This window comes from Bordetella sp. N (assembly GCF_001433395.1).
GTDB lineage: Bacteria > Pseudomonadota > Gammaproteobacteria > Burkholderiales > Burkholderiaceae_B > Bordetella_C.
This window is the reverse complement of record NZ_CP013111.1, coordinates 6,846,308-6,872,094: the sequence shown is the minus strand read 5'-3', so window position 1 is coordinate 6,872,094 and position 25,787 is coordinate 6,846,308. Positions and strand designations below refer to the sequence as shown.

The 25,787-nt window shown below is 66.3% G+C and carries 24 protein-coding genes; 15 read left to right on the top strand and 9 right to left on the bottom strand.

Annotated features, from left to right (window positions below; all coding sequences use genetic code 11):
- Positions 1-93: 93 nt before the first annotated feature.
- Together lolA and ASB57_RS29615 are read right to left on the bottom strand one after the other, a co-directional pair.
- Positions 94-798: an outer membrane lipoprotein chaperone LolA gene (lolA, locus tag ASB57_RS29620; protein ID WP_057655670.1), complete on the bottom strand. Its 705-nt coding sequence runs from the start codon at positions 796-798 to the stop codon at positions 94-96.
- Entirely contained in the window at positions 798-3,182 is a 2,385-nt protein-coding gene (locus ASB57_RS29615; protein WP_156414318.1) for a DNA translocase FtsK, read from the bottom strand. The genes lolA and ASB57_RS29615 overlap by 1 nt, the downstream gene beginning before the upstream one ends.
- Before the next feature lie 43 nt (positions 3,183-3,225).
- Between ASB57_RS29615 and trxB the strand changes: the two genes are divergently transcribed.
- From trxB to ASB57_RS29600, 3 genes are all read left to right on the top strand, one after another.
- Positions 3,226-4,188: a thioredoxin-disulfide reductase gene (gene trxB, locus ASB57_RS29610; RefSeq protein ID WP_057655668.1), complete on the top strand. Its 963-nt coding sequence runs from the start codon at positions 3,226-3,228 to the stop codon at positions 4,186-4,188.
- Positions 4,189-4,282: 94 nt separating this feature from the next.
- Positions 4,283-4,963, top strand: coding sequence for a Smr/MutS family protein (locus ASB57_RS29605; RefSeq protein ID WP_369822888.1), 681 nt, complete (start codon positions 4,283-4,285; stop codon positions 4,961-4,963).
- Positions 4,964-4,996: 33 nt separating this feature from the next.
- The gene (locus ASB57_RS29600) at positions 4,997-5,329 is read left to right on the top strand and encodes an SMR family transporter (protein WP_197424900.1); all 333 of its coding nucleotides are present in this window, start codon (positions 4,997-4,999) and stop codon (positions 5,327-5,329) included.
- A gap of 50 nt (positions 5,330-5,379) precedes the next feature.
- Here ASB57_RS29600 and ASB57_RS29595 read toward each other — a convergent pair whose 3' ends face one another.
- On the bottom strand, positions 5,380-7,482 hold the full coding sequence (locus tag ASB57_RS29595; RefSeq protein WP_057655665.1) for a sodium:solute symporter family protein: 2,103 nt from the start codon (positions 7,480-7,482) through the stop codon (positions 5,380-5,382).
- The gene (locus ASB57_RS29590) at positions 7,482-7,739 is read right to left on the bottom strand and encodes a DUF4212 domain-containing protein (protein ID WP_231755292.1); all 258 of its coding nucleotides are present in this window, start codon (positions 7,737-7,739) and stop codon (positions 7,482-7,484) included. Before ASB57_RS29590 ends, ASB57_RS29595 begins: the two co-directional genes overlap by 1 nt.
- A gap of 627 nt (positions 7,740-8,366) precedes the next feature.
- Here ASB57_RS29590 and kdpF point away from each other — a divergent pair.
- The 9 genes from kdpF to ASB57_RS29550 all read left to right on the top strand — a co-directional run bounded on the left by kdpF (position 8,367) and on the right by ASB57_RS29550 (position 19,187).
- Complete coding sequence (kdpF, locus tag ASB57_RS30895) at positions 8,367-8,456, top strand: K(+)-transporting ATPase subunit F (RefSeq protein WP_082621936.1); 90 nt, start codon at positions 8,367-8,369, stop codon at positions 8,454-8,456.
- On the top strand, positions 8,456-10,267 hold the full coding sequence (kdpA, locus tag ASB57_RS29585) for a potassium-transporting ATPase subunit KdpA (protein ID WP_057655660.1): 1,812 nt from the start codon (positions 8,456-8,458) through the stop codon (positions 10,265-10,267). Before kdpF ends, kdpA begins: the two co-directional genes overlap by 1 nt.
- Before the next feature lie 33 nt (positions 10,268-10,300).
- Positions 10,301-12,514 carry a potassium-transporting ATPase subunit KdpB gene (gene kdpB / locus ASB57_RS29580; RefSeq protein ID WP_057655658.1) on the top strand — a complete coding sequence of 738 codons (2,214 nt, stop codon included), beginning with the start codon at positions 10,301-10,303 and terminating at the stop codon, positions 12,512-12,514.
- A 174-nt stretch (positions 12,515-12,688) separates the two neighbouring features.
- Positions 12,689-13,333: a potassium-transporting ATPase subunit KdpC gene (gene kdpC, locus ASB57_RS29575; RefSeq protein ID WP_057655655.1), complete on the top strand. Its 645-nt coding sequence runs from the start codon at positions 12,689-12,691 to the stop codon at positions 13,331-13,333.
- An 85-nt stretch (positions 13,334-13,418) separates the two neighbouring features.
- The gene (locus ASB57_RS29570) at positions 13,419-16,154 is read left to right on the top strand and encodes a DUF4118 domain-containing protein (RefSeq protein ID WP_057655653.1); all 2,736 of its coding nucleotides are present in this window, start codon (positions 13,419-13,421) and stop codon (positions 16,152-16,154) included.
- Positions 16,155-16,171: 17 nt separating this feature from the next.
- A complete protein-coding gene (gene kdpE / locus ASB57_RS29565; protein ID WP_057656548.1) occupies positions 16,172-16,864 on the top strand; it encodes a two-component system response regulator KdpE in 693 nt (230 codons plus the stop codon).
- Between the two features lie 130 nt (positions 16,865-16,994).
- Positions 16,995-17,771, top strand: coding sequence for a TorF family putative porin (locus ASB57_RS29560; RefSeq protein WP_057655652.1), 777 nt, complete (start codon positions 16,995-16,997; stop codon positions 17,769-17,771).
- Positions 17,772-17,913: 142 nt separating this feature from the next.
- Complete coding sequence (locus ASB57_RS29555; protein ID WP_231755291.1) at positions 17,914-18,255, top strand: hypothetical protein; 342 nt, start codon at positions 17,914-17,916, stop codon at positions 18,253-18,255.
- Positions 18,255-19,187, top strand: coding sequence for a 4-hydroxy-tetrahydrodipicolinate synthase (locus ASB57_RS29550; RefSeq protein ID WP_082621935.1), 933 nt, complete (start codon positions 18,255-18,257; stop codon positions 19,185-19,187). Before ASB57_RS29555 ends, ASB57_RS29550 begins: the two co-directional genes overlap by 1 nt.
- Before the next feature lie 76 nt (positions 19,188-19,263).
- On the opposite strand, the gene ASB57_RS29545 is transcribed toward ASB57_RS29550, so the two are convergent.
- Positions 19,264-19,839, bottom strand: a complete 576-nt coding sequence (locus ASB57_RS29545) for a helix-turn-helix domain-containing protein (RefSeq protein ID WP_156414317.1) — start codon at positions 19,837-19,839, stop codon at positions 19,264-19,266.
- 490 nt (positions 19,840-20,329) lie between these two features.
- On the opposite strand from ASB57_RS29545, the gene ASB57_RS29540 reads away from it, so the two are divergent.
- A complete protein-coding gene (locus ASB57_RS29540) occupies positions 20,330-20,647 on the top strand; it encodes a helix-turn-helix domain-containing protein (protein WP_057655647.1) in 318 nt (105 codons plus the stop codon).
- Positions 20,648-20,760: 113 nt separating this feature from the next.
- Here ASB57_RS29540 and ASB57_RS29535 read toward each other — a convergent pair whose 3' ends face one another.
- Positions 20,761-22,041, bottom strand: coding sequence for an MFS transporter (locus ASB57_RS29535; RefSeq protein WP_057655645.1), 1,281 nt, complete (start codon positions 22,039-22,041; stop codon positions 20,761-20,763).
- Between the two features lie 99 nt (positions 22,042-22,140).
- On the opposite strand from ASB57_RS29535, the gene ASB57_RS29530 reads away from it, so the two are divergent.
- Complete coding sequence (locus ASB57_RS29530) at positions 22,141-23,109, top strand: LysR family transcriptional regulator (RefSeq protein WP_057655643.1); 969 nt, start codon at positions 22,141-22,143, stop codon at positions 23,107-23,109.
- Between the two features lie 12 nt (positions 23,110-23,121).
- Here ASB57_RS29530 and icd read toward each other — a convergent pair whose 3' ends face one another.
- Positions 23,122-24,378 carry an NADP-dependent isocitrate dehydrogenase gene (gene icd, locus ASB57_RS29525; RefSeq protein WP_057655642.1) on the bottom strand — a complete coding sequence of 419 codons (1,257 nt, stop codon included), beginning with the start codon at positions 24,376-24,378 and terminating at the stop codon, positions 23,122-23,124.
- Between the two features lie 127 nt (positions 24,379-24,505).
- Here icd and ASB57_RS29520 point away from each other — a divergent pair, with 127 nt between their 5' ends.
- Positions 24,506-24,931: a DUF1841 family protein gene (locus ASB57_RS29520; protein ID WP_057655640.1), complete on the top strand. Its 426-nt coding sequence runs from the start codon at positions 24,506-24,508 to the stop codon at positions 24,929-24,931.
- A 25-nt stretch (positions 24,932-24,956) separates the two neighbouring features.
- Here the strand turns inward: ASB57_RS29520 and ASB57_RS29515 are convergent, their stop codons facing one another.
- A complete protein-coding gene (locus tag ASB57_RS29515; protein WP_057655639.1) occupies positions 24,957-25,319 on the bottom strand; it encodes a cytochrome c in 363 nt (120 codons plus the stop codon).
- 12 nt (positions 25,320-25,331) lie between these two features.
- Positions 25,332-25,736 (bottom strand): c-type cytochrome, encoded by a 405-nt coding sequence (locus ASB57_RS29510; RefSeq protein WP_057655636.1) that lies wholly within the window; start codon positions 25,734-25,736, stop codon positions 25,332-25,334.
- Positions 25,737-25,787: the final 51 nt, after the last annotated feature.

Below are 25,787 nucleotides of genomic sequence, written 5' to 3'. Positions count from 1 at the left end.
AGCGGCCGCGTCGGCCCGGCCGGCCGCGCAGGCACATCATCGCCCACGAACGCGCTAGCGTGGGGGCCGGCGGGGCGCAGCCCCGCCAAAAACCTACATCCTGACGGTATCCACACCCTTGGGCGTGGCGAACTGGAAGTCCTTGTCCCCCAGCTGCGGGTTCGGCTTGATGCCGGACAACTCTACCCGCGTGGTCTGCCCGAACGCATCGAGCAGCTCGATCCGCGCCGGCAGGTTGTCCTTGAACCCGATGTCGACGCGCGAAAACCCGGCGTCGCTGCTGCGCGGCTTGGCGCGCAGCCACTCCAGGCCATCCTTGGCCGGCAAGGGGCTGACATCGAAGGACTGCTCCAGCGACCCCGAACCGAACAGAATCGCCGCCGGCGACGTCCCGATGGCCTGGTCGACCTTGCGCACCGTCACCTGGGCCAGGTCCGGATCGTACTGGTAGACCTGCTTGCCGTCGGACACGATCAGCTGTTCATACGGCTTCTGCACGGCCCAGCGAAACTTGCCCGGCCGCTGGAAGGAAAACGTGCCGCTCTGCGGCGCCTTGGCGCGCGCGGCCTGCGGACCCGCCGCCCCGGCCGTGGACTGACTGAAATTACCGCTGGCCGACGTCACCGTGGTGACAAAGGATTTGAGCTGTTCCTGCGCGCTGGCCGCCCAGGCGGCGCCAGGCGCCAGGACCGGTGCCAGCGCCAGGGCGACGACTGCCACAGCGCGGCCGGCTCGGGCCAGGCCCCCCGCCGACGCCGGGCGACCTTGCGTAACGCGGCCATTCAAAAACGAAATCATCAAGCCTCCTCGCCTGCGGATGCGGCCGCCGATGCCGGCACCAGGATCTCCCGGTTGCCGTTCGACTGCATTGCCGACACCATACCCGATTGTTCCATCTGCTCCAGCAAGCGCGCGGCCCGGTTGTAGCCGATGCGCAGGTGACGCTGCACCAGCGAAATCGACGCACGGCGATGCTTGAGCACGACCTCGCAAGCCTGGTCGTACATGGGATCGCTTTCGGCGTCGGCCAATCCGGTGACGGCATTGACGCCGTCGCCGGTTTCGCCTTCGACGCCCCCTTCGAGCAGGCCTTCCACGTAATTCGGCTCGCCCTGGGCTTTCAGGTGTTCGACCACGCGATGCACTTCATCGTCGGACACGAAGGCGCCGTGGACCCGCACCGGCAGGCCAGTGCCCGGCGGCATGTAAAGCATGTCGCCCTGCCCCAGCAGCGTTTCCGCGCCCATCTGGTCAAGAATGGTGCGTGAGTCGATCTTCGACGACACCTGGAAGGCGATCCGGGTGGGGATGTTGGCCTTGATCAGGCCCGTGATCACGTCCACGCTGGGCCGCTGCGTCGCCAGGATCAGATGGATGCCGGCCGCGCGCGCCTTCTGCGCCAGACGGGCAATCAGCTCTTCGATCTTCTTGCCCACCACCATCATCAGGTCCGCCAGCTCGTCGATGACCACCACGATGGTGGGCAGCGGCTGCAGCGGCTCGGGCTGATCCGGCGTCAGGGAGAATGGATTGGAAATGGGCTCTTCCCGCTTGATGGCGTCGCGGATCTTGCTGTTGTAGCCCGCCAGGTTGCGCACGCCCATCTTGCTCATCAGGCGATAGCGCTTCTCCATTTCGCCGACGCACCAGTTCAGCGCGTTGGCGGCATGGCGCATGTCGGTCACCACCGGCGCCAACAGATGGGGGATGCCTTCGTAGACGCTCATTTCGAGCATCTTGGGATCGATCAGGATCAGGCGGGTGTGGGTGGCGTCGGCCTTATACAGCAGCGACAGGATCATGGCGTTGATCCCCACCGACTTACCGGAACCGGTGGTACCCGCCACCAGCAGGTGAGGCATCTTGGCCAGGTCGGCTACCACCGGATTGCCGGCGATGTCCTTGCCCAGCGCCATGGTCACGACCGAGGCGTTGCTGTGATAGGTCTGCGAACCAAGGATTTCCGACAGGCGCACCATCTGGCGGCGCGGATTGGGCAGCTCCAGCCCCATCAGGTTCTTGCCCGGGATGGTTTCGACCACGCGGATGCTGACCAGGCTCAGCGCGCGCGCCAGGTCCTTGGCCAGATTGACCACCTGGCTACCCTTGACCCCGGTGGCCGGTTCGATTTCATAGCGGGTGATGACCGGGCCGGCCTGCGCCGCCACCACGGTGACGCTGACGCCGAAATCGGCCAGTTTCTTTTCGATCAGGCGCGACGTGAACTCGATGGTCTCGGCCGACACGGTTTCCTGATTGGTCATCGGGGGATCCAGCAAGCCGATGGCGGGCAGGTCGCCCTCTTCGCCCACGTCCGCGGCCGTGAACAGCGATTGCTGCTTTTCACGCTGCACGCGGTCGGATTTGGGCACCACCGTAATGGCCGGCTCGATGCGCACGGGTTGCTCGTGCACCAATTTTTCCTGCTTGGCCACCACTTGCTCGCTGCGCTCGGCATAGGCGACTTCGCCCAGCTTGCGGTCTTCCCGCGCCGCGACGGAGTCACGGGTGCGGCGGATCAGGCGTTCCATGCCGGCGCCCAGGCGCTCGGCCACGCCCAGCCAGGAGAAGGCGAAGAACAGGCTGAGACCCGCGGCCACCAGCACCAGGAACACCAGGGTGCCGCCGGTGAAGCCGATGGCATTGGCCAGCAGGCCGGCCAGGGAATGGCCGATCACGCCGCCCGAGCCGTTACCGCCGTCCGAACCGCCCGGCAGGTGCGACCCGTAGGTATAGAGGCGCAGCGCCTCCAGGCCCATGGAACCGACCAGTAACAGGACGAAACCCAGCCCTTGTTCCCAGTGGACGCGCGGCAATTCGGTGTCGCCATTGCCGGTGACCCGCAGATGGCTGGCCAGGCGGCGGTAGCCGGCTCGCACACGGTGCAGCAGCAGGATGACCCACCACCATGCCGAATATCCGAACAGATAAAGGAGGATGTCGGACAGATAAGCGCCGAGCGTGCCTCCCTTGTTGTGCACGACACCGGCCGGCACGGAGTGCGACCAGCCCGGATCGACTGAATTCCAGGTGGCCAGCACCAGCGTCAGCCAGGCGGCCATGGCGGCGAAAAGAATCCAACGGGCTTCCCGCAGCAGCGAGGTCAAGCGCGTCTGCAGAGGGGAAGGCCCGTTACGGGTATTGCGCGAAGCGCGCGGGGAGGCGGTTGAAATACGCGGCATAGGCCTCATTATAATTGGGCATCCACTTTGCTCAGTGTGCCCGATGACTACTCCGAAACATGCCCAATTGCTGATCCTCGGTTCCGGCCCCGCCGGCTATACCGCCGCCGTGTACGCCGCCCGTGCCAACCTGAAACCGGTATTGGTGACCGGCCTGGCCCAAGGCGGCCAGCTCATGACCACGACGGAAGTCGACAACTGGCCGGCTGACGTGGCCGGCGTGCAGGGTCCCGATTTGATGCAGCGTTTCCAGCAGCACGCGGAACGTTTTAACACCGAAATCATTTTCGACCACATCGCCAGCGTGGATTTCTCGCAACGGCCGTTCAAGCTGGTCGGTGACGGCGGTAACGTTTATACCTGCGACGCCCTGATCATCTCCACCGGCGCCTCCGCCAAGTACCTTGGCCTGCCCTCGGAAGAAACCTTCATGGGCAAGGGCGTGTCCGGCTGCGCCACCTGCGACGGGTTCTTCTACCGCAACCAGGACGTGGTGGTGGTCGGCGGCGGCAATACCGCCGTCGAAGAAGCCCTGTATCTGTCCCATATCGCCCGCAAGGTCACGGTGATCCACCGTCGCGACAAGTTCCGCGCCGAACCCATCCTGATCGACCGGATGATGGAAAAGGTGCAGAACGGCAATATGGAATTGAAGCTGTTCTCCGAACTGGACGAAGTGCTGGGCGATAACAGCGGCGTGACCGGCGTGCGCATCCGCAGCACCAAGGACGGCGCCACCGAGGACATTGCCGTGAAAGGCGCGTTCATCGCCATCGGCCACCATCCGAACACGGACATCTTCCAGGGCCAGGTCGACATGAAGGACGGTTACATCGTCACGCGCAGCGGCTTGTCCGGCATGGCGACCATGACTTCCGTGCCTGGTGTCTTCGCCGCCGGCGACGTGCAGGATCACGTCTACCGCCAGGCGATCACCAGCGCCGCCACCGGCTGCATGGCCGCCCTGGACGCACAACGGTGGTTGGAGAATGCGGGGCAGCAATAAACCGGGCGCGCGCCCCGATCCCGCCAACGCCGGCGGCAAGCGCGCCCGCGGCAGCCTGGCGGATAGCGCGGATCTGAAGGATTTGCGGGACAGCCTGCGGGAATCGTCGCGGGCGGAAGCCCTGCGGCCGTCCGCCGCCATGCTGGCCGCGCAGGCCGCCAAGGCCGCGGCCAAGGACGACGCGCTGAGCGGCGCCGGCCTGCCCGACGATCCCAAGCTGTTCGAGCGCGCCATGCGCAATGTGAAGAAGGTCGAGACGCCGGCGCGTGCCACGCACGTGCCGCCGAAAGCGGAGACAGCGGCGCCCAGGGAACCGACCCTGGCGCAGGCCATGCGGCGCGCCCACGCCTTGGGCGAACAAGGCGCGCGCGCGGACGGCGGCGTGTCGGACGACTCCGACATCACGCGTTTTCTTTCGGAAAACGGCACCGCTTTTGTCCGCCACGACGCCGCGCCGGACACCGCGCGCAACTTGCGCCGCGGCACCTGGCGCACGGGCGCGGAACTGGATCTGCACGGCCTGCGGGTCGAACAGGCCCGTCATGCGCTGTTTTCCTTCCTGGACGAGTGCCTGGAATTCGGCATCCGCTGTGTGCGCGTCGTACACGGCAAGGGGCTGAGCTCGCTGGACATGGAGCCGGTGCTCAAGGACAAGGTGCGAACCTGGCTGGTGCAGAAGCCCGAAGTCATGGCCTTCGCCGAAAGCGAGGAACGGCATGGCGGCGCGGGCGCGCTGCTGGTGTTACTGAAGCTGGTGGAAGACGTCAAGCGCTAGCAGGTCGTCGCGCCTTTTCCCCGAAAGGAATCCTTGATGAAGTGGTTGTACCTGGCGGTGGCGATCGTCGCCGAATTGATCGCCACCAGCTCCTTGAAGGCCAGCGAAGGGTTTACTCGCTTGCTGCCCTCGGCCATTACCATCGTCGGCTATCTGGTGTCCTTTTACTTTCTTTCGCAGACGCTGCGGGAAATTCCTGTCGGCATCGCATATGCGATCTGGTCCGGGGTGGGCATCGTCCTGATCTCCATCATCGGCCTGGTGTTCTTCAAGCAGCACCTGGACCTGCCCGCCCTGATCGGCATCGGCCTGATCGTGGCGGGTGTCATCGTGATGAACGTGTTCTCGGACACGGTGAAGCACTAACCCCCGCGGTAGTCCCCACGGTGTCGCACCAGCCCCTTACAGGCGCCGGATCATAGGGGCGGAGCCTCTTTCACTTCCTGCGCGGGGCGCGCGGACGTGGGGTCGCGCACGTAATCCACCAAGGCCCGCGTGGCGGCGTCCGGTGCCGGGGTCAGCAAGGAAAACACCACGATGGTCAGGAAAGCGGCTGGCGCGCCGAACACGCCGGCGGCGATGGGCTGTATGCCCCACCACAAGGTCACCGGCTGCGTCCGGTCGATGTTGAACACCAGTTCCCGCAACCACGGGTGGGTGTGGGCCATATAAGTGAAGGTCACCAGCAGCCCCGCCGCCATCCCCAGGGTGGCGCCCCATTTATTGGCGCGCTTCCAGAAGATCCCCATCACCAGCGCGGGAAAGAAGGACGACGCCGCGAAGGAAAACGCCGCCGATACCATGAACAGGATGTCGGCCGGCTTGCGCGCCGCCACCCAGGCCGCCGCGAAGGCCACCGCCAGCAGCAGCACCTTCGACACCAGCACCCGCCGGTTGGCCGGCATGCGCGGCGACACCACGCGATACCACATGTCGTGCGACAGGGAATTGGACAAGGTCAGCAGCAGGCCATCGGCCGTCGACAGCGCGGCCGCCAGCCCGCCTGCCGCCACCAGACCCGATACCACGTAAGGCAGCCCGCCGATTTCCGGCGCGGCCAGCACCATCATGTCCGCGCCCATGCTGATTTCGTCCAGTTGCACGATGCCGTCGCCATTGACGTCGGTGACGTCCAGCAGGCCCGGGCTGACGGCGCTCCAGGCATGCACCCAATCAGGCAGATCCGTGTAATGCGAGCCCACCAGCGTGCTGTAGATGACCTGCTTGATCAGCACCGCCAGCGCCGGCGCCATCAGGTAAAGCAGCAGGATGAACAGCAGCGACCAGGCCACGGACCGCCGCGCCGCGCCCACTGACGGCGTGGTGTACGAGCGCATCAGCACATGCGGAAGACCCGCGGTCCCCATCATCAGGCACAGCACCAGCGCCAGGAAGTTGTTGCGCAGGTCGCTGCGCTCGGCCGGCGTCGCGCCTGGATAGGGTTGCGCCGCCGGCACCGGCGGCTGCGCCCGCGCCAGGTAATCGTTGCGCGCCTGGAACCAGGCCAGGCGCGCCTGCTCGGGATCGGCGGGATAGGCGGCCAGTTCGCGCTCCACCGAACGGATTTCCACCGACGGCGCATCGGCCTCCATCAACGCCGTCAGGCGATCGCGCAGGGCGACCTTCTCGGTTACCCAGGACTGCGGCAAGGTGCGCAAGCGGGCATCCATCTGTTCCGCCCGCGCCTGCCACAGGCGCCGCACCGCCACCTCCTTGGGATCGTCGCGCAGGCGTTCTTCAGTGTGGATCACCTGCTGCATGACCGGGCCGGCCGACCATTGCGGCACGGGGCCGCCCGCGACCTTGAGCGACAACCAGATTACCGGCACCAGATAGCCGATGATGAGGATGATGAACTGCCCCACCTGAGTCCACGTGACCGCTCGCATGCCGCCCAGGAACGAGCACACCAGCATGCCGCCCAGGGCAACGAAGATGCCCAGCTCGAAGGAAATGCCGGTCATGCGCGTGGTGATGATGCCCACGCCATAGATCTGCGCCACCAGGTAGGTGAAGGAGCACAGGAACGCGCAGGCCACGCCGGCCAGCCGCGGCAGGTTGCCGCCATAACGGGCGCCCAGGAAGTCCGGCAGGGTGTATTGGCCGAATTTGCGCAGATACGGCGCCAGCAGCAGCCCCACCAGCACATAGCCGCCGGTCCAGCCCATCACATAAGCCAGGCCGCCGTAGCCGCTCAGGTACAAGGTGCCGGCCACGCCGATGAAGGACGCCACCGACATCCAGTCGGCCGCCGTCGCCATGCCGTTGTAGAAAGCGGGCACGCGGCGACCAGCCACGTAGTACTCGACCGAATCCGACGTGCGGCAGATGATGCCTATGCCCGCGTACAGGCTGACGGTGACCAGCAGGAAGACATAGCCTATCCAGCTGCGCGCCATGCCCAAAATTTCGCACAGGGTCAGCACCAGGATCAGCAAGCCGAAGCCGGCGGCATACAGCACGTAGATGCGGCGCAGTTGCACGTCCAGTTCGCGCTGGGTCGCGCCGCCGAACAGCATTATTCGTCCGCTGCGTCGTCACCCCGGTTCATCACGCGGGCATAGACAACGACGATCAGAAGATAAGCGAGAGGCGCGCCGTAGGCGGCCGTCCAATAGGACAAGGGCCAACCGAGGACGGTGTAGGGCACGTCGCGGGCAAACCAGGCGGGAAGGAAAGTGAGGGCAGCCCAGACGGACAGCAGTAGCAGGATCCAGCGGCAGTTGCGGCGCCAGATGAAGGTGACGCGGGGCGAGTCGTCCGGCATTCCGAGCATGCTTCGTCCCATTTTCGGCTTTTGAATGCGACAACGGCTGGCACTGCCTGGTGCCAGCCGTTGCGCGTTTTGCTTTTATTAAAGGTACAGCTTTTTTTATATATACCGGTGCCGCCCGGTTTTGCCTTGCAGAGGCATTTGTCTCCTCACCTGCATGGAAAGAATGATGCACCAACTCCGTGAATGTGACACTAGGGGTATGCCCTAGGAAGGAGCATTCATTTACTTAAATCACGCACTATTTTGGTGCTTTTTGCCGAAATAACGATTTTTCGCGGTTCAACCGGCCGTCAGTCGCCTCATTTGTACTCACTATGGTGCAAAAAGACACGATGCGACAAATCATCCAAATGACCGAGGATGCCCGCTTCCGTGCGTGGCGGCACCTCGTGGGGTGCCGCATTTATATCTTCTCTATATGGCCGCCGCCAAGCTTTACCCCGTTTTTATCGCCGCTTCCCTAATCTGCGTACCGTCCCGCCGGCCCTTTCCGCGTCGGCGCTGACGGGCGTTACGCCCTGGGGAGAAACGAATGGACGTTGTCTATCTGGCCACTCTGGCCATCTGCGCCGCCTTGACGATGGCGCTTTACGAATTTTGTGACCTGCTGCAGCGAGGAGACCGCTCATGAGTTGGCTCTACCTGGTCAGCGGCACCCTGGCCCTGCTGCTCTTCATTTATCTGCTGGTCGCGCTCTTCAAGCCGGAGAAATTCTGATGGACACCCGATTTGTCGGTTTGCTGGGGTGCTTTCTTGTCGTACTCCTGCTGCTCGCGCCCTTCGTCGGGCGCTATATCCGTATCGCCATGGAGGACGGCCAGTCGCGCCTGACCGCCTGGGGCCGCCCGCTGGAGCGGCTGATCTATCGCGTCGGCGGCATCCGCCCCGACGCGGAAATGGGCTGGAAGCGCTACGCCGCCGCCGTCCTGCTGTTCAGCGTGCTGGGCGCGCTGGCCACCTATGTCCTGCAACGGGCCCAAGGGCTGCTGCCGCTGAATCCGGCCGGCTTCGGACCGGTGACGCCGGACTCCGCGCTGAACACCGCCATCAGCTTCGTCACCAACACCAACTGGCAAGGCTATGGCGGTGAATCGACGATGAGCTACCTGACGCAGATGCTGGTGCTGACGGTACAGAACTTCGTTTCGGCCGCCACCGGCATCGGCGTGGTGCTGGCCCTGATCCGCGGCTTCGCGCGCCATAACGCCAGCACGGTCGGCAATTTCTGGGTCGACGTGACGCGCAGCACGCTCTACGTGCTGCTGCCCCTGTCCTTCATCGTGGCGCTGTTCTTCGTCGGCCAGGGCGTGATCCAGAACTTCGACGAGTACAAGCAGGTGCCGCTGGTGGAATCCGTGCAGTACACGCAACCCAAGCTGGACGCGGCGGGCCAGCCCGTGCTGGATCAGGCTGGCCAGGCGGTCACCGAGAACATGACCGCCACGACGCAGACCCTGGCCATGGGCCCGGTAGCCTCGCAGGAAGCCATCAAGCTGCTGGGCGTGAACGGCGGCGGCTTCTTCAACGCCAACTCCGCGCATCCCTACGAGAACCCGACGGCCCTGTCGAACTTCGTGCAGATGCTGGCCATCCTGCTGCTGCCCGCCGCCCTCTGCTTCACCTTCGGTGAAATGGTCGGCGACCGCCGCCAGGGGCTGGCGGTGCTGGCGTCGATGACAGTGCTGTTCATCGTCTTCGCCCTCGTGGCCGGCCACTACGAAACGGGCAGCCCGCTGTCGACCGCCAACCCCATGCTGGCGCAGCAAGGGGTGGACGGTGGCGCCACGGCGTCCACGACAGGCGGCAATATGGAAGGCAAGGAGACCCGCTTCGGCCTGAATGCGACGACATTGTTCGTCGCCGTGACGACGGCGGCGTCCTGCGGCGCGGTCAACGCCATGCACGATTCGCTGTCGGCCATGGGCGGCTTCGTGCCCATGCTGCTGATGCAGTTGAGCGAGGTGGTGTTCGGGGGCGTCGGCACGGGTCTTTACAGCATGCTGGGCTTCGCCATCCTGGCGGTGTTCATCGCCGGCTTGATGATAGGCCGCACGCCGGAGTACCTGGGCAAGAAGATCGAGGCCCACGAGATGAAGATGGTGTCCATCGTCATCCTGGCCACGCCCCTGCTGGTGCTGGTCGGCACGGCGGTAGCCGTCAGCCTGGCGGCGGGCCAGGCGGGCGTGGCTAATCCGGGGCCGCACGGATTCTCGGAGATCCTGTACGCCGTGACCTCCGCCGCCAATAACAACGGCAGCGCCTTCGCCGGCTTGTCCGCCAACACGCCCTTCTACAACGTGCTGCTGGGGCTGGCCATGTGGTTCGGGCGCTTCGCCGTCATCGTGCCCATCCTGGCCCTGGCCGGCTCGCTGGCCGCCAAGCGGCGCGTCCCGGCGGGCGCCGGCACCATGCCCACCCACGGCCCCTTGTTCGTCGTACTGCTGATCGGCGCGGTGTTGCTGGTGGGCGCCCTGACCTATGTGCCCGCGTTGGCGCTGGGCCCGGTCGCGGAACATCTGCAGCGCTAGGACATGCCCCCAAATTCAAAGGCTGAAACCATCATGGCCCTTACCACCAACGACACCGCCGCCGGCTTGACGCCGGCCCAGGACGGCCACGCGCCGGCCCCGCGGCGCTTCAACTTCTTTTCCATGAGCCTGATCTTTCCGGCCGTCGTGGAAAGCCTGCGCAAGCTCGCGCCGTCGGCGCAGATCAAGAACCCTGTCATGTTCGTGGTCTACGTCGGCAGCATTCTTACCACCCTGCTGTGGATCATGGCCCTGCGTGGCCAGGCCGAAGCGCCAGCCGGCTTCATCCTGGGCGTGGCGCTGTGGCTGTGGTTCACCGTGCTGTTCGCCAACTTCGCCGAAGCCCTGGCCGAGGGCCGCGGCAAACAGCAGGCGGCCACCTTGCGCGGCTTGCGCACCACGCTCACGGCCCACCTGCTGCGCGACTTCAAGCAGGCCGACATCGGCCACGCGCAGCCGGACGACTGGCGCCTGCGCGCCATCGCCCGGGCCTCGGGCGACCTGCGCAAGGATGACGTGGTGCTGGTCGAAGCGGGCGACACCGTGCCGGGCGACGGCCTGGTGCTGGCCGGCGTCGCGTCGGTCGACGAAAGCGCCATCACGGGTGAATCAGCGCCGGTGATCCGCGAGGCGGGGGGCGATTTCTCCTCAGTCACGGGCGGCACCCGCGTGCTGTCGGATTGGCTGTTCGTGCGTATCGCCGCCGATCCCGGTGAAAGCTTCCTCGACCGCATGATCTCCATGGTCGAAGGCGCCAAGCGCCAGAAGACGCCTAACGAGTTGGCCTTGACCATCCTGCTGGTGGGCCTGACCGTGGTGTTCCTGCTGGTCACCGTCACCCTGCTGCCCTTCGCGCAATACGCGGTGCTGGTGGGCAAGGCCGGCGTGGTGGTCAGCGTGACGGCGCTGGTGGCCCTGCTCGTGTGCCTGATCCCGACCACCATCGGCGGCCTGTTGTCGGCCATCGGCGTGGCCGGCATGAGCCGCATGATGCAGGCCAACGTGATGGCGATGTCCGGCCGCGCGGTGGAAGCCGCCGGCGACGTCGACGTGCTGCTGCTGGACAAGACCGGCACCATCACCTTCGGCAATCGCCAGGCCTCGGCCTTCATGCCGGCGCCTGGCGTATCGCAACGGGAACTGGCCGAAGCCGCGCGGCTGGCGTCTCAGGCCGACGAAACGCCGGAAGGCCGCAGCATCGTGGTGCTGGCGGAGAAGACGCTGGGCCTGGCGCCCGCGGCGGCGGCAGCCACGGCGCAGACGCGCACGGGCGGCGCCGTGGCTGAGTCTGGAACCGCGTTGGCAGCGATCCCCGAAGTCATCCCCTTCACCGCGCAAACGCGCATGAGCGGCGTCGATATCGGCGGCCGCCAGTTGCGCAAGGGCGCCGTCGAAGCCGTGCGCCAATGGCTGGCGGAGCATGGCGTCACCATGGACAGCGCGGTGACGCGCGCCGCCGATGACGTGGCGCGGCGCGGCAGCACGCCGCTGGCGGTGGCCGAAGGCGGCCGTGTCCTGGGCGTGGTGGAACTGAAGGACATCGTCAAGCCGGCCATCAAGGAACGCTTCGGCGAGCTGCGGCGCATGGGCATCAAGACCGTGATGATCACCGGCGACAACAAGCTGACCGCGGCGGCGATCGCGGCCGAAGCAGGGGTCGATGACTATCTGGCCGAAGCCACGCCGGAAGCCAAGCTGAAGCTGATTCGCACGTATCAGGCTGAAGGCCGCCTGGTGGCGATGACCGGCGACGGCACCAACGACGCGCCCGCGCTGGCCCAGGCCGACGTGGCGGTGGCGATGAATTCCGGCACGCAGGCCGCCAAGGAAGCCGGCAACATGGTGGACCTGGATTCCAATCCCACCAAGCTGATCGAGATCGTCGAAATCGGCAAGCAGATGCTGATGACGCGGGGCGCGCTGACGACGTTCAGCGTGGCCAATGACGTGGCGAAGTACTTCGCCATCATCCCGGCCGCCTTCGCCAGCGTCTATCCGCAGCTGGGCGTGCTCAACGTCATGGGTCTGGCGACGCCGGCGTCGGCCATCATGTCTGCGGTGATCTTCAACGCCTTGATCATCGTGGTGCTGATTCCGCTGGCGCTCAAGGGCGTGCGTTACCGCCCCCTGGGCGCGGCCACCCTGCTCCGCCGCAACCTGCTGATCTACGGCCTGGGCGGCCTGCTCGTCCCCTTCGCCGGCATCAAGGCGATAGACATGGTCCTGGCGGCCCTGGGCCTGGCATGACGGGGGCGTCATCCGCCCAATGCCGCCGGCAGGGAAGCGGCGGGTGACCAGCCTACCGAGGACCAGCGGCAGGCGGGGGACCCGCCTCCAAGCGGGGAGGTACAGGCGGGTCCCCCCGCCTGTTAATAAAAATCTCCAACAGCATTTGAAGCCACATCAAGAAGGACACCCATCATGAAAACCACTGAAATCAAACACAACCGTAGCGGCGCGGCGCCGCAAGATGAACCGCCGGTGCAAGCCTCCCTGCTGCGCCCGGCGCTCACCGTCTTCCTGGCGCTGACCGTCATCACCGGCATCATCTACCCCTACGCCACGACAGGCGCCGCCCAGGCCATCTTCCCCTACCAGTCCCATGGCTCGATGCTGCAAGCCAACGGCAAACCGGTAGGCTCGGACCTGATCGGCCAGCCCTTCGCGTCCCCGCGCTACTTCTGGGGCCGCCCATCGGCCACCGCCCCGATGCCGTACAACGCGGCGGCCTCGGGAGGCTCCAACCTGGGCCCCCGCAACCCGGCCCTGGCCGAAGCCGTGCAGGCGCGCGTCGCCGCCTTGCACGCGGCCGACCCGGGCAACGCCACGCCCATCCCGGTGGACCTGATCACGGCGTCAGGCAGCGGACTGGACCCCGACATCAGCGTGGCCGCCGCCCGCTACCAGGCGCCCCGCGTGGCCCGCGAACGCGGCTTGCCGCTGGCCGACGTGGAGCAACGCATCGCCATCCACACCCGCAAGCCGTGGTTGGGCCTGCTGGGCGAGCCGGGTGTCAACGTCCTGGCTTTGAACCTGGACCTGGACGGCGTGAAAACCGGCCGTTGAACGCCATGCCGCCGCGTATAGTGGCGGCTGGCCGACCGGCGTATGTCACCGCCGGCTGAACCGATCGCAAGGATTTCACGCCTCTATGTCCGTCCCTGCTCGCGCCCGCCCCGATCCGGACGCCCTGCTGCGCGATATCGACGCTGCTGAAAAGCGTGCCGAACGCGGCCGGCTGCGGGTGTATTTCGGCGCTTCGGCCGGGGTCGGCAAGACCTTCGCCATGCTGACGGCAGCCCGTGCCCTGCACGCGCAAGGCACCCAGGTGCTGGCCGGCGTCGTCGAAACCCACGGCCGCAACGACACCGCCGCCCTGTTGCGCGATCTGGACGTGCTGCCGCGCGCGGCGCTGACCCATCGCGGCCATACCCTCCACGAATTCGACCTCGACGGCGCCCTGCGCCGCCGCCCCGGCCTGGTCCTGGTCGACGAACTGGCGCACAGCAACGCGCCCGGCTCGCGCCACGCCAAGCGCTGGCAGGACGTGCAGGAACTGCTGGCGGCCGGCATCGACGTCTGGACCACGCTCAACGCCCAACACCTGGACAGCCTGAACGAGGCCGTCGGCAGCATCACCGGCGTGCGCGTCTGGGAAACCGTGCCGGACGCGGTGTTCGACGCCGCCAACGAGGTCATGCTGGTCGACCTGCCCCCCGACGAACTGCTGCGCCGCCTGCGTGAAGGCAAGGTCTACCTGCCCGAACAGGCCCGCCACGCGGCCCGCAATTTCTTCCGCAAGGGCAACCTGATCGCGCTGCGCGAACTGGCCCTGCGCCGCACCGCCGACCGCGTCGATGACGACGTCCAGGCCTACCGGCGCGACAGCGCCATCGCCACGGTCTGGCGCACGCGCGAAGCCGTGGTGGCCTGCCTGGCCGCCGCCGAGGGCGCCGAGCACGTGGTGCGCGGCGCGCAACGCCTGGCGCAACAACTGGACTGCGACCTGCACGTCATCACCGTGGCGGTACCGCGCGCCGCGGCGCTGCCCGCCGCGCGCGTGAACGGCCTGCAAGCCGCTCTGGCCCTGGCGCAAAGCCTGGAAGCCCACGTCGAAACGCTGGCCGGCACCGATATGGTGGCCGCGGTCAGCGCCTATGTCCGCCGCCATAACATCACCAAGGCGGTGATCGGCCGCAGCGAATCCAGCCGCGGCCTGGCCGGCCCGGCCGGCTGGCTCACCGCCGCGCTGTCGAGCGTGGGCCCCTGGCGCAGCGAACGCTTTGCCGAACGCCTGGCCGCCGGTTGTCCCGAGCTGGACGTGATCCGCCTGGCGGCGCCCGTCCACGGCCCCTTGCCGCGCGCCACGGAAACGCCGGTCGGCCGCGCGCCCGTGGCCTTCATGCCCTACGCCTGGTCGGCCGCCTATTGCGGCATCGCCACGCTGGTGTCGCTGGCCGCCTTTCCGGCGCTGCATCAGACCAATATCGTCATGTTCTATCTGCTGGCCGTCATGGCGGTGGCCTTGCGCCATGGCCGCGGACCGGCCGCCCTGGCATCGGTCATCAGCGTGATGGCCTTCGACTTCTTCTTTGTCCAACCCGTGGCGTCGTTCGCCGTGTCGGACGTGCAGTATCTGCTGACCTTCCTGGTGCTGCTGTCGGTGGGCCTGCTGGTGGGACAACTGACCGCGGGTTTGCGGCAGCAGGCGCGGCTGTCGGCGGAACGCGCCAGCGTTGCCCACGGCCTGTATGAATTCGCGCGCGAATTGTCCTCGGCCCTGCTGCCCGAGCAGATCGTCGCGTCGGCGGTGTCCTTCATCGACGCCGCCTTCGGCACGCCCTGCGCCGTGCTTATCCTGGACGAACACGACCAGCTGCGCCTGGCCAACGCCGACACGGCCTTGAACCTGGAAGCGGCGCTGGCCCAGTGGGTGCTCGACCATGCCCAGCCCGCCGGCGCCGGCACGGCCACCTTGTCCGCCAGCCCCTTGTTCTACCTGCCGCTGAAAGCGCCGATGCGCACCCGCGGCGTGCTGGTGATCCAACCGCCGGGCGGCGCCGCCTTCGCGGCCACGGAAGCGCGCCGCCAGCTGGAGACCTACGCCACCGTCATCGCCATCGCCATCGAGCGCCTGCACTATGTCGACGTGGCGCAGAAGGCCCTGGTGGACATGACGTCCGAGCAGCTGCGCAACTCGCTGCTGGCGGCCGTCTCGCACGACCTGCGCACGCCCTTGACCAGCCTGGTCGGCATGAGCGAGAACCTGCTCAACACCACACCCCCCTTGCCCGCCACGCAGCGCGAAATCGCCGCCGCCATGCGCCAGCAGGCCTACCGCATGCACGCCCTGGTGGTGAACCTGCTGGACATGGCCCGCCTGCAGAATCGCGAAGTGACCTTGCGCAAGGAATGGCAGTCGGTGGAAGAACTGGTCGGCGCGGCCCTGGCGGATACGCGCGAGCCCTTGCGCGGCCATCAGGTGTCCGTGGCGCCCTTGTCGCAACTGCCGCTGGTGGAATGCGACGGCGTCCTGATCCAGCGCGTGCTGTGCAATCTGCTGGAGAACGCCGCCAAATACACGCCGCCGGGCAGTCAGGTGCGCATCGAGGCGGCCGCCAGCGCGGACGAAATGCGCATCACCGTAAGCGATGATGGTCCGGGGGTGCCCGCAGGCGCCGAGCTGAGCATCTTCCAGAAGTTCGTCCGTGGCGAACGCGAGTCCGCGACGCCTGGTGTCGGGCTGGGGCTGGCGGTATGCCAGGCCATCATGAGCGCGCACGACGGACGCATCTGGGTTGAGCGCGGCGCCCCGCCCCTGACCGGCGCGCGCTTCGTCATCGCCCTGCCCCTGCGACCGGCCCCCGGGCTGGATCCTGAAACCTGAAGGTGTACGCTTCCGCCATGTTCGATTTCCAACCCACCGTGCTGTTGATCGAGGACGATCCTCATATCCGCCGCTTCGTGCGCGACGCGCTGGAGACCGAGGGCTGCCAGGTCTTCGAGGCCCAGACGGTCAAGCGCGGCTTGATCGAGGCCGGCACGCGCCAGCCCGACGCCGTGGTGCTGGACCTGGGGCTGCCCGATGGCGACGGCATGGCGCTGATCACCGACCTGCGCGGCTGGACCGAAGTGCCGGTGCTGGTGCTGTCGGCCCGTAGCGCCGAAGCCGACAAGATCGCCGCGCTGGACGCCGGCGCGGACGATTACCTGGCCAAGCCCTTCGGCGTGGGCGAGCTGCTGGCGCGGCTGCGGGTACTGCTGCGCCGCCACGGCCGCGGCGGCGCGGGCAATGCCGCCGAAATCAATTTCGGCGGCGTGACGGTGGACTTCGCGCGGCGCGTGGTGACGCGCGACGGCGCCCACGTACACCTGACCGCGATGGAATATCGCCTGCTCGCTGTTTTGCTGGCCCATCGCGGCAAGGTCATGACGCATCGCGAATTGCTGCGTGAAGTGTGGGGGCCGTCGCATGTGGAAAGCAGCCATTACCTGCGTATCTACATGGGGCATCTGCGCCAGAAACTGGAAGCCGATCCGGCGCAACCCGTCTTCCTGTTGACGGAAGTGGGCGTCGGGTATCGCTTCGCCGGTTAGGCGGAATCGTGGCTCGTTTTTATGACTTGTTGATACGCCCGGCCCGTCTTTTGAGTCGGCCTTTAGGCGTTTCTTCCTATCGTTGCGCAGCCTCTCGCGCGTGCGAGACGCAACACAGGAGAGAAACACCATGCGGTTCACGTTCACGCTGACAGCGGCATTGGCGCTCGGCTGCCTTACTAACAGCCACGCGGAAGACAGTCCAGGCGTCCCGGCCGCCAGCGCCGCGCCGGCGCCTGACTACACGCTCAGCGCCAATCTGACGTTGGCATCGCAATACCGTTATCGCGGCATCATGCAGACCAACAACAAGCCAGCGGTCCAGGGCGGCTTCGACTTCGCCCACAGCAGCGGCTTCTATATCGGCAACTGGAATTCCAGCATCAGCTGGCTGGCCGACAGCAACCACGACGTGTCGGCGCCGGTGGAGATGGATTTCTACGGCGGCTATCGCGGCACCTTCGCCACCGACGTGCCGTTCGACTTCGGCGTGCTCCGGTACTACTACCCCGGCGACTACCCGTCCGGCTACACCAGCCCCGACACCACGGAAATCTACGGCAGCGTGGGATACGGGCCGGTGGCCTTGAAGTACTCCTACGCCCCGACCAACCTGTTCGGCTTCGCCAAGTCAAAAGGCAGCCAGTATGTGGAACTGAACGGCAACTTCGACACCGGGGTCTGGGGCCTGACCGTCAACGCGCACGTGGGCTATCAATACCTGCGCAACGTCGATGACGGCTCCTACTACGACTGGAAGCTGGGTCTGACCAAGGACCTGGGCCAGGGCTTCAGCGTGGCCGTGGCCTATATCGACACCAACGCGGACCGCGCCGTCTACACCAACACCAAGGGCCGCGACATGGGCCGCGGCACCGTGCTGGCTTCGCTGACCAAGACGTTTTAGGCCGTCACCGGGGCGCGCCGTATATGCAATTTTTACGAGCGCGCGCCGCTCTTTTTCAAGGCGTTTATCCGGGCCATCCTACAGTGGATTCGTCATCAACCACTGGCCTCCCCCGCCCTTCGGCGCGGCGCCGCCCACTGACATGCCCTTGATCTCCGACTTCATTGCCGCCAGCCATCCCGCCGCGCAAGGCCACCGCGCGGCCGCTTCCGTCGCGCGGCCACACGACCACGGCCCGCGTGTGTGCCTGACCGTGCGCATCCCCGGCCGCGACACCCAGGCCGTGCGCCGCGCGCTGCATCGCGCCCTGGGCGACCGCCTGGGGATCTACACGCTGACGCTGGATACGCGCCTCGCGATGACGACGGTGCAATTGCAGGCCGGCCGCGGCGACCTGGTGTCGCTGATGGACGCCATCATGGCCGGCGTGCCGGAAGCGGAGTTCGGCGCCATCCACGCCGGCGACCTGACGGTGCTGCACTAATGGACGCGCCCATCGGGGTGCCCGCGGACCCGGCCGCCAGCACGCCGTCGGCCGCGACAGGGCCCGCGCTGGCCGGCTTGTGGTTGCCCATGGTGACGCCGCAGCGGCAAGGCCGCGTGGACATCGAGGCCGCCATCCAGCTTGCCGGCCACTACCGGCGCGCCGGCATCGACGGCCTGGTGCTGTTCGGTTCCACCGGCGAAGGCAATCTGCTGAGCCTGGCTGAACGCTGCCAGCTGGTGGAGGCGCTGCGCGCGGATGCCGACGCCGGCGCCCTGCCCATCGTGCTGGGCCTGGGCGGAGTCGATACCAGCGGCGTGGCGGCCGCGCTGCGGCGCCTGGATCGCCTGGAACCCGTCGCCTACCTGATTCCGCCGCCGTATTACCTGTGTCCCACCCAAGCCGGGATGAAATGGCATTACCGGCAGCTGGCGTGGGCCACGGATCGGCCCATCCTGCTTTACAACGTACCCAAGCGCACGGGGTCCGCGCTGACGGTGGAGAGCATGGAGATGCTGGCGGCCACGCAGCGTATCGCCGGCGTCAAGGAGTGCGATCCGACGCGCCTGATGGCCATCCTGCAACGGGGCAGGATAGCCGCCGTATGCGGCGAAGACATGGCGTTGTGCAGCTTCTTCCTGGCCGGCGGGCGCTGTGCCATCCCGGCGGCGGCGCACGTGCGGCCGGACCTCTTCGTGGCCATGATGCGGCTGGCCCAGGCGGGTCGCGTAGCGGAAGCGCGCGCGCTGGAAAACCAGCTCAAGCCCCTGGTGCGCCTGCTGTTCTCGGAACCGAATCCGGCGCCCATCAAGAAAGCGCTGGCCATGGCGGGCCTGATCCAGGACGAGCTGCGCCCGCCAATGATGCCCGCCAGCCGTGCCCTCGCGGGCCGGCTGCGGCGGGTGCTCGAACAGCTTCCCGCCAGCGCTTGACGACATTGCGCGTCACGCGGCCGCACCTGGCCGGCCGCACCTGGCCGGCCGCACCTGGCCGGCCAGCGCCCAACAATCAATCGACCAGCGCGGCCTCGGTGAACATATAGCCCCAGCGGCGCACCGAGCGCAGCGGCAACGGCATGCCCATCGCCTGTGCCTTGCGGCGCAGGCGGCTGACCATGACGTCGACACCCCGTGGCGAGGACGCCGGATGCTCGCCGCTCTCGCCCGTCGAAGGCGCCAGCGCGCTGAGTTCCGCACGCGCCAGGCTACGACTGGCCGCGCCAAACAGGGACAGCATGAATTTGCGCTCCAGCGTGGTCAGCACCAGACGCTGGCCACGCGGCGACACCAGGGTCCAGCCGCCATCGCGCAGCCGCCACTGTTCCGCACCGGCCTCGCCCGCCAAGGGCGGCGGCGGCGACACCAGCACCGGCGCACCTGTCGGCGCGCCCGTAACGGCGTCGGCCGCGCTGGGCAAGGCGCGTAGTGACGCCTGCCGCGGCGCGGACGCGAGCGGAGCAGCGCCATCCGTAGGAGCGCCAGGAAGACAATTCAATAGAGCATGAACTGTCGTAGTCAGCTTACGCAGATCAGCGTCCAGCTGCTGTAGCGTCGCTTGCAGTTCACGGGTAGTAGAAGGGATCACGTGCACCACTCAACTCCGGGCCCGGCTGGCCCGCGTACGTTCACATATGGAGGAAGATGCAGAAAGCTGTCGATTTGACGCGACACTCACGGTTCACCTGTACTCGCAAATTTGCCGGCATTTGCGTACCTCGCGACCTTGGCCCCTCATGCTGCAGGGATTTTACCCAGCTTGGACACCCTATTGTAGGATTCCGTAACGAGCAGGGATAGGTCAAAAAGGCGCCAATTTGCTCATCTATATCGAGAATTAAGGCCGAAAAGCCTACACGTATTCCCCATATGGACAGTTTTCGCGGCAGGTTCAGAATAAGCAGCAATTAGCTCGCTGCCGCGTTAGGCGCATACCTTAGCCTAACTTGTCGACAATGTCGCGCGGAGAAACATTGTTTCAAATGCTGATGCTTTTGGCACTACGAAAATCTTAGGGAGTGGTCAATAGAAATCTACGACCATCCTCAGCTTTGTTTTCCCTTTCACTGGGTTGCCATATGCTGACAACAAGGCTCAAGGAAGCGCGCTTGCGCGCCGGGATTTCCCAGGAGCGGCTGGGCGTACTGGCCGGCCTGGATGAAATGTCGGCCAGCTCGCGGATGAACCAGTACGAGCGCGGCAAGCACACGCCGGGCTTCTTTCTTATCGAAAGACTGGCGTTGGCATTGGACATCCCCGCTCCGTGGTTCTACACCCGGGACGACGACATGGCCGAACTGCTGATGGCTTATCACAGCCTGCCCCCGGCCCTGAAGCTGGAAGCGCTGGCGCATATCAGGCAATTGCAGGACAAACCGACGGACGAAGCGGCCTGAGGCTCAGCCCAGCACACCTCCGTCCGAAATGTAGTCCGCCCAGACGAGAACGGCGACCCCCGCAGGGTCGCCGTAGTCTTTTGCCGCGCCGGACGCGGCTGCTCAGCGTTCGCTCACCGACGGCGTGCCGTCAAGCGCACCAGCAGTGACCCCACGGCTGCCAGCGTGGTCAGGCCCACCACGCCCATCCAGCCCCATTGCGCCAAGGCCAGGCTGCCCAGCGCCGCGCCGACGGACATGCCCACGAAGACGCTGGTGAACAACAGTGCATTCAAGCGGCTGCGGGCGCCCGGATCGATGCCGTAGACAATGGTCTGGTGCGCCACCAAGGTGGCCTGGATGCCGAAGTCGAACCCGATCGCGGCGGCCACGATCAGCATGATCTTGCTGTGCGTATCCGGCAGCAGCGGCGCGAACGCCATGGCCAGGAAGGAGAGAGCCGCAAGGCCGGCGCCCAGCCGCGTCACGCTTTCCGGACCATTGCGGTCGGCGATACGGCCCGCCAGGGGCGCGGCCAGCGCGCCGGCCGCGCCGGCCAGGCCGAACGAACCCGCCGCCGCGCTGCCCATGTGGAACGGGGCTTCGTGCAACATCACCGCCAGGGTCGACCAGAAGGCGCTGAAACCCAGGGACAGCAGCCCTTGAGCCACGGCGGCACGACGCAGCGCGGGATGCTGGCGCCACAGGCTGAACAGCGAACCCATCAGCGCGCCGTAGGACAGCGACGTGGTGGGCGCGAAACGGGGCAGCCCGCGCCACAAGGCCACGCCGATCACGGCGATGCCGACGGCGGCGCCGACATACATGGCGCGCCAGCCGAACTGCTCGGCCACGACGCCGCTGATCACGCGGGACAGCAGTATGCCCAGCAGCAAGCCCGTCATCACGATGCCGACCACCCGGCCACGGTGCTGCACGGGCGCCAAGGTGGCCGCGGCGGGCACCAGGTCCTGCGCCATGGTGGCCGTCAAGCCTACCGCCAGGCTGGCCGCCAACAGAAAGCCGAGGGAAGGCGCCAGGCCGGCCGCCAGCAGGGACAGCGCCAGGATCGCGCCCTTGATCAGGATGATGTTGCGGCGATCGTAGCGGTCGCCCAAGGGCGCCAACAGCAGCAGCCCCAGGGCATAGCCCAGCTGGGTCAGGGTCGGCACCATGCCGACCTGGCGCTCGCTGGCGTGGATCGCGCCGCTGAGCACGCCCAGCATGGGCTGGCTGTAGTACAGCGAGGCCACGCTGACGCCGGTGCCCAAGGCCAGCAGCAGGATCAAGCCGCCCGACAGGCTTTCCTGCGCAGCCGCGCCCGGAGCCGACGCCGAGGCGGCTGCCTGCGGACCGGCGGTGTTGGAAACAGTCGCGCCAGCGGGCGCGGCCTGGGTGATGGGTAGGGAAGACATGGAAGGAATTCCGGTTTGATGTTCGACGGTTCGCATTCTCCGCACGAATGACCCGGGCGGGTAGTAGCGGGAATCGTAGATCCGCTATACGCTGAACGTATGACTGAATTGCACAGCACCCCTGGCGTCGACCGCATCGAACTGATGCAGACGTTTATCCGCATCGTCGACACCGGCAGCCTGTCGGCTGCCGCCGAGCGCCTGGGCACCACCCAGCCTACCATCAGCCGGCGCCTGCAGGCCCTGGAGCGCTTTCTTGGCCTGAAGCTGCTGCAGCGCACGACGCATGTGATGAAGCTGACCGAGGACGGCGAACGCTGCTATGCCCGCGCGCGCGACCTGCTGGACAACTGGCGCGCCATGGAGGAAGACCTGCGCGGGGTCGCCGACGAGCCCGAAGGCACGCTGCGGGTGCTGGTGCCCCACGCTTTCGGCCAGCGCCATCTGATGCCGCTGCTGGCCGAATATCTGGCGCGCTATCCCAAGGTGTCGGTGGAGTGGCTGCTGCAGGATCGCCGCCCGGATTTCATGGCGGAAGGCATCGATTGCGCCTTGCATGTGGGCGAACTGGGCAATGAGGACCTGGTGGCGACCCGGGTATCGGAAATACCGCGCATCGTCGTGGCGAATCCGGAACTGGCCGCGACCGCGCAAGCGGCCAGGCATCCCGCCGATCTGGCACGTTTGCCATGGCTGGCGATACGCACCTTCTATCACGAGGAAATCGTGCTGCGGCACATCGCCGACCAGACCGAATACCGCCTGCCCATCCGGCCACGCATGATCACGGACAATCTGTACGCGCTGCACAGCGCCATATTGCTGGGGGTGGGAGCCGGCGTCGAATCCGCCTGGATGACGACGGAAGACATCCAGGCCGGCCGGCTGCGCCAACTGGTGCCCGAATGGCAGGCCGCGCCTTTGCCGATCTACCTGATGCACCCGTATGCGCGCTATTACCCGGCCCGCCTGCGGCGCTTCCTGGAACTCGTCCGGCAGGTCGTGCCGCCGGTCATGGATGGCAAGCCGCTGGCGCTCAAGCCGGCGGGCATGCCATCCATGACCTGATCCTGCAGGGCCTTACATCTTGCCTATCATCACCTGGCCGAAGCCCGAGCACGATACCTGGGCGGCGCCGGGCAGCAGGCGGGCGAAGTCATAGGTCACCTGCTTGGACAGGATGGCCTTTTCCATGCTGGCGATGATCAGGTCCGCGGCGTCCGTCCAACCCATGTGCCGCAGCATCATTTCCGCCGACAGGATTTCCGAACCCGGGTTGACGTAGTCCTTGCCCGCATACTTGGGCGCCGTGCCATGGGTGGCTTCGAACATGGCCACCGAGTCCGACATATTGGCGCCCGGGGCGATCCCCACGCCGCCGACCTGGGCCGCCAGGGCGTCCGACAGGTAGTCGCCGTTGAGGTTGGTCGAGGCGATCACGTCGCACTCACCCGGACGCAGCAGGATGGTCTGCATGAAGGCGTCCGCGATCGCGTCCTTGACGATGATGTCGCGCCCCGTGCGGGGATTGCGCACCTTGCACCAGGGGCCGCCGTCGATCTGCTCACCGGCGAATTCCTTGCGCACCAGGGCATAGCCCCAGTCGCGGAAGCCGCCTTCCGTGAACTTCATGATGTTGCCCTTGTGCACCAGGGTCACCGACGAGCGGTCGTGGTCGATGGCGTATTGCACCGCCTTGCGCACCAGGCGTTCGGTGCCTTCGCGCGACACCGGCTTGATGCCGATGGCCGAGGTTTCGGGGAAACGGATGGACGTCGCGCCCAGCTGCGTGCGCAGGAAGTCGATCAGGGCACGCGCCTGGCCCGATTCGGCGGGATATTCGATACCGGCATAGATGTCTTCCGAGTTCTCGCGGAACACCACCATGTCGGTCTTTTCCGGTTCGCGCAGCGGCGACGGCACACCCTTGAAATAGCGCACCGGCCGCAGACAGACGTACAGGTCGAGCTCCTGGCGCAAGGTGACGTTCAGCGAACGGTAGCCGCCGCCGATGGGCGTGGTGAGCGGACCCTTGATGGCGACCAGGTATTCCTTGACGGCCTCGATGGTCTCGCGCGGCAGCCAGGTATCGTCGCCATACAGCTTGCGGGCCTTCTCACCGGCATAGATTTCCATCCAGTGGATGCGCTTGCTGCCGCCGTAGGCTTTGCTCACCGCCGCGTCGACCACCTTGATCATGACGGGCGTGATGTCCACGCCCGCGCCATCGCCTTCGATGAAGGGAATGATGGGCTGGTCCGGGACGTTGAGGGTCTGGTCGGCGTTCGCGGTGATCTTCTGACCCACGCTGGGAACAACAATATGCTGGTAGCTCATGACAACGGCTCTCTGCGGTTACGGTCGAGGCAAGGCTCATTCTATATCGCGATATCGCGCGGCCGGCGCTTGACCCCAGGCGGCGGGGGTAAAATGCCATGTCGCAGCGCACAACACTTTCCCCGGCATGTTCAATCCCTCCCGCGATCAAGTCCGCGAATTCTTCATCGAAACCTGGCGCAAGCACCGGGCTTTGGAAGTCCTTACGCCCCTCGAATCGATGGCGCTGGACTGGCTCATCGAGCATCCCGAATATCACGGCGACATGGAAGATCCAGCCGCCATGACCAAGGATTATTCCGTCGAGAAAGGCCGCACCAATCCCTTCCTGCACCTGTCCATGCACCTGGCGATCGCCGAGCAATTGTCGATCGACCACCCGCCCGGCATCCGCGCCGCTTACCAGCGCCTGACGGCGCGCAGCGACGCGCATCATGCCGCGCATGAAATCATGGAGTGCCTGGGCCAGGTGGTCTGGGAAGCCCAGCGGCTGGGCAAGCCGCTGGACAGCGATACCTATATCGACCTGATCCGCCAGCGCGCCGAGCGCTGAGAGCCAGGCCGCGCCGACAGCCGGCTTACTTGCGCACGCCCAGGTCGCTGGGCAGGGTCGCCAGCCAGGCCGTCACGTTGTCGATATCGTCGGGCGACAACTGCACCGCGAAGGCGCCCATCACCGGATTTTTGCGGATATTGGCGGAAGCCGCCGCGCCCGACTGGCCACGCTGGTAGGCCTTGAGCGCATGCTTCAGATAATCCGGATGCTGGCCCGCCAGCACCGGATACGCGGGATCGACCGACGTCTTCGCGTCCGCGCCGTGGCAGGACGCGCAATTGAATTTCTGGAATACGGCGCGGCCAGCCTCCAGGTCCGCGGCGCGCGCCACGCCGGAAGAGACGAGCAGCGCGGCTCCCGCGCAAGCGAGGAAATAGCGATTCATGGATGCCCCCGTTTACTTGAGATTGGCGTAATACGCAGCCACGTCGGCGATGTCCTGGTCGGACAGGCTGGCCGCGACGGCATCCATGGTCGGATGACTGCGCGCGCCGCTCTTGTAGCCATTCAGAGCGGCTTCGATGTACTTGGCATTCTGCCCAGCGATCATCGGCACGTGATAAAGCTCGGGGAAACTGGCTTTGTATCCCGGGATGGCGTGACAGCCGATGCACATCGAAATCTTGTCACGCGCCGCCTGCGCATTGGGCGCAATGGGGGTGTTGGCGGCCGCGGCCGGCGCGGCGGCGACAGCGGCGGGAGCCGCGGCGCCATCGGCAGCCTGGGCCAGGCCCGGGATCGCACAGGATGCCGTCATGGCCATCACTGCAACCGTACGCAATACATTCGTTCGCAACTTCATGGGGGCTCTTGTCTCGGCTGTTCTGTTTGCGGAACTACTGTTGGTACATCT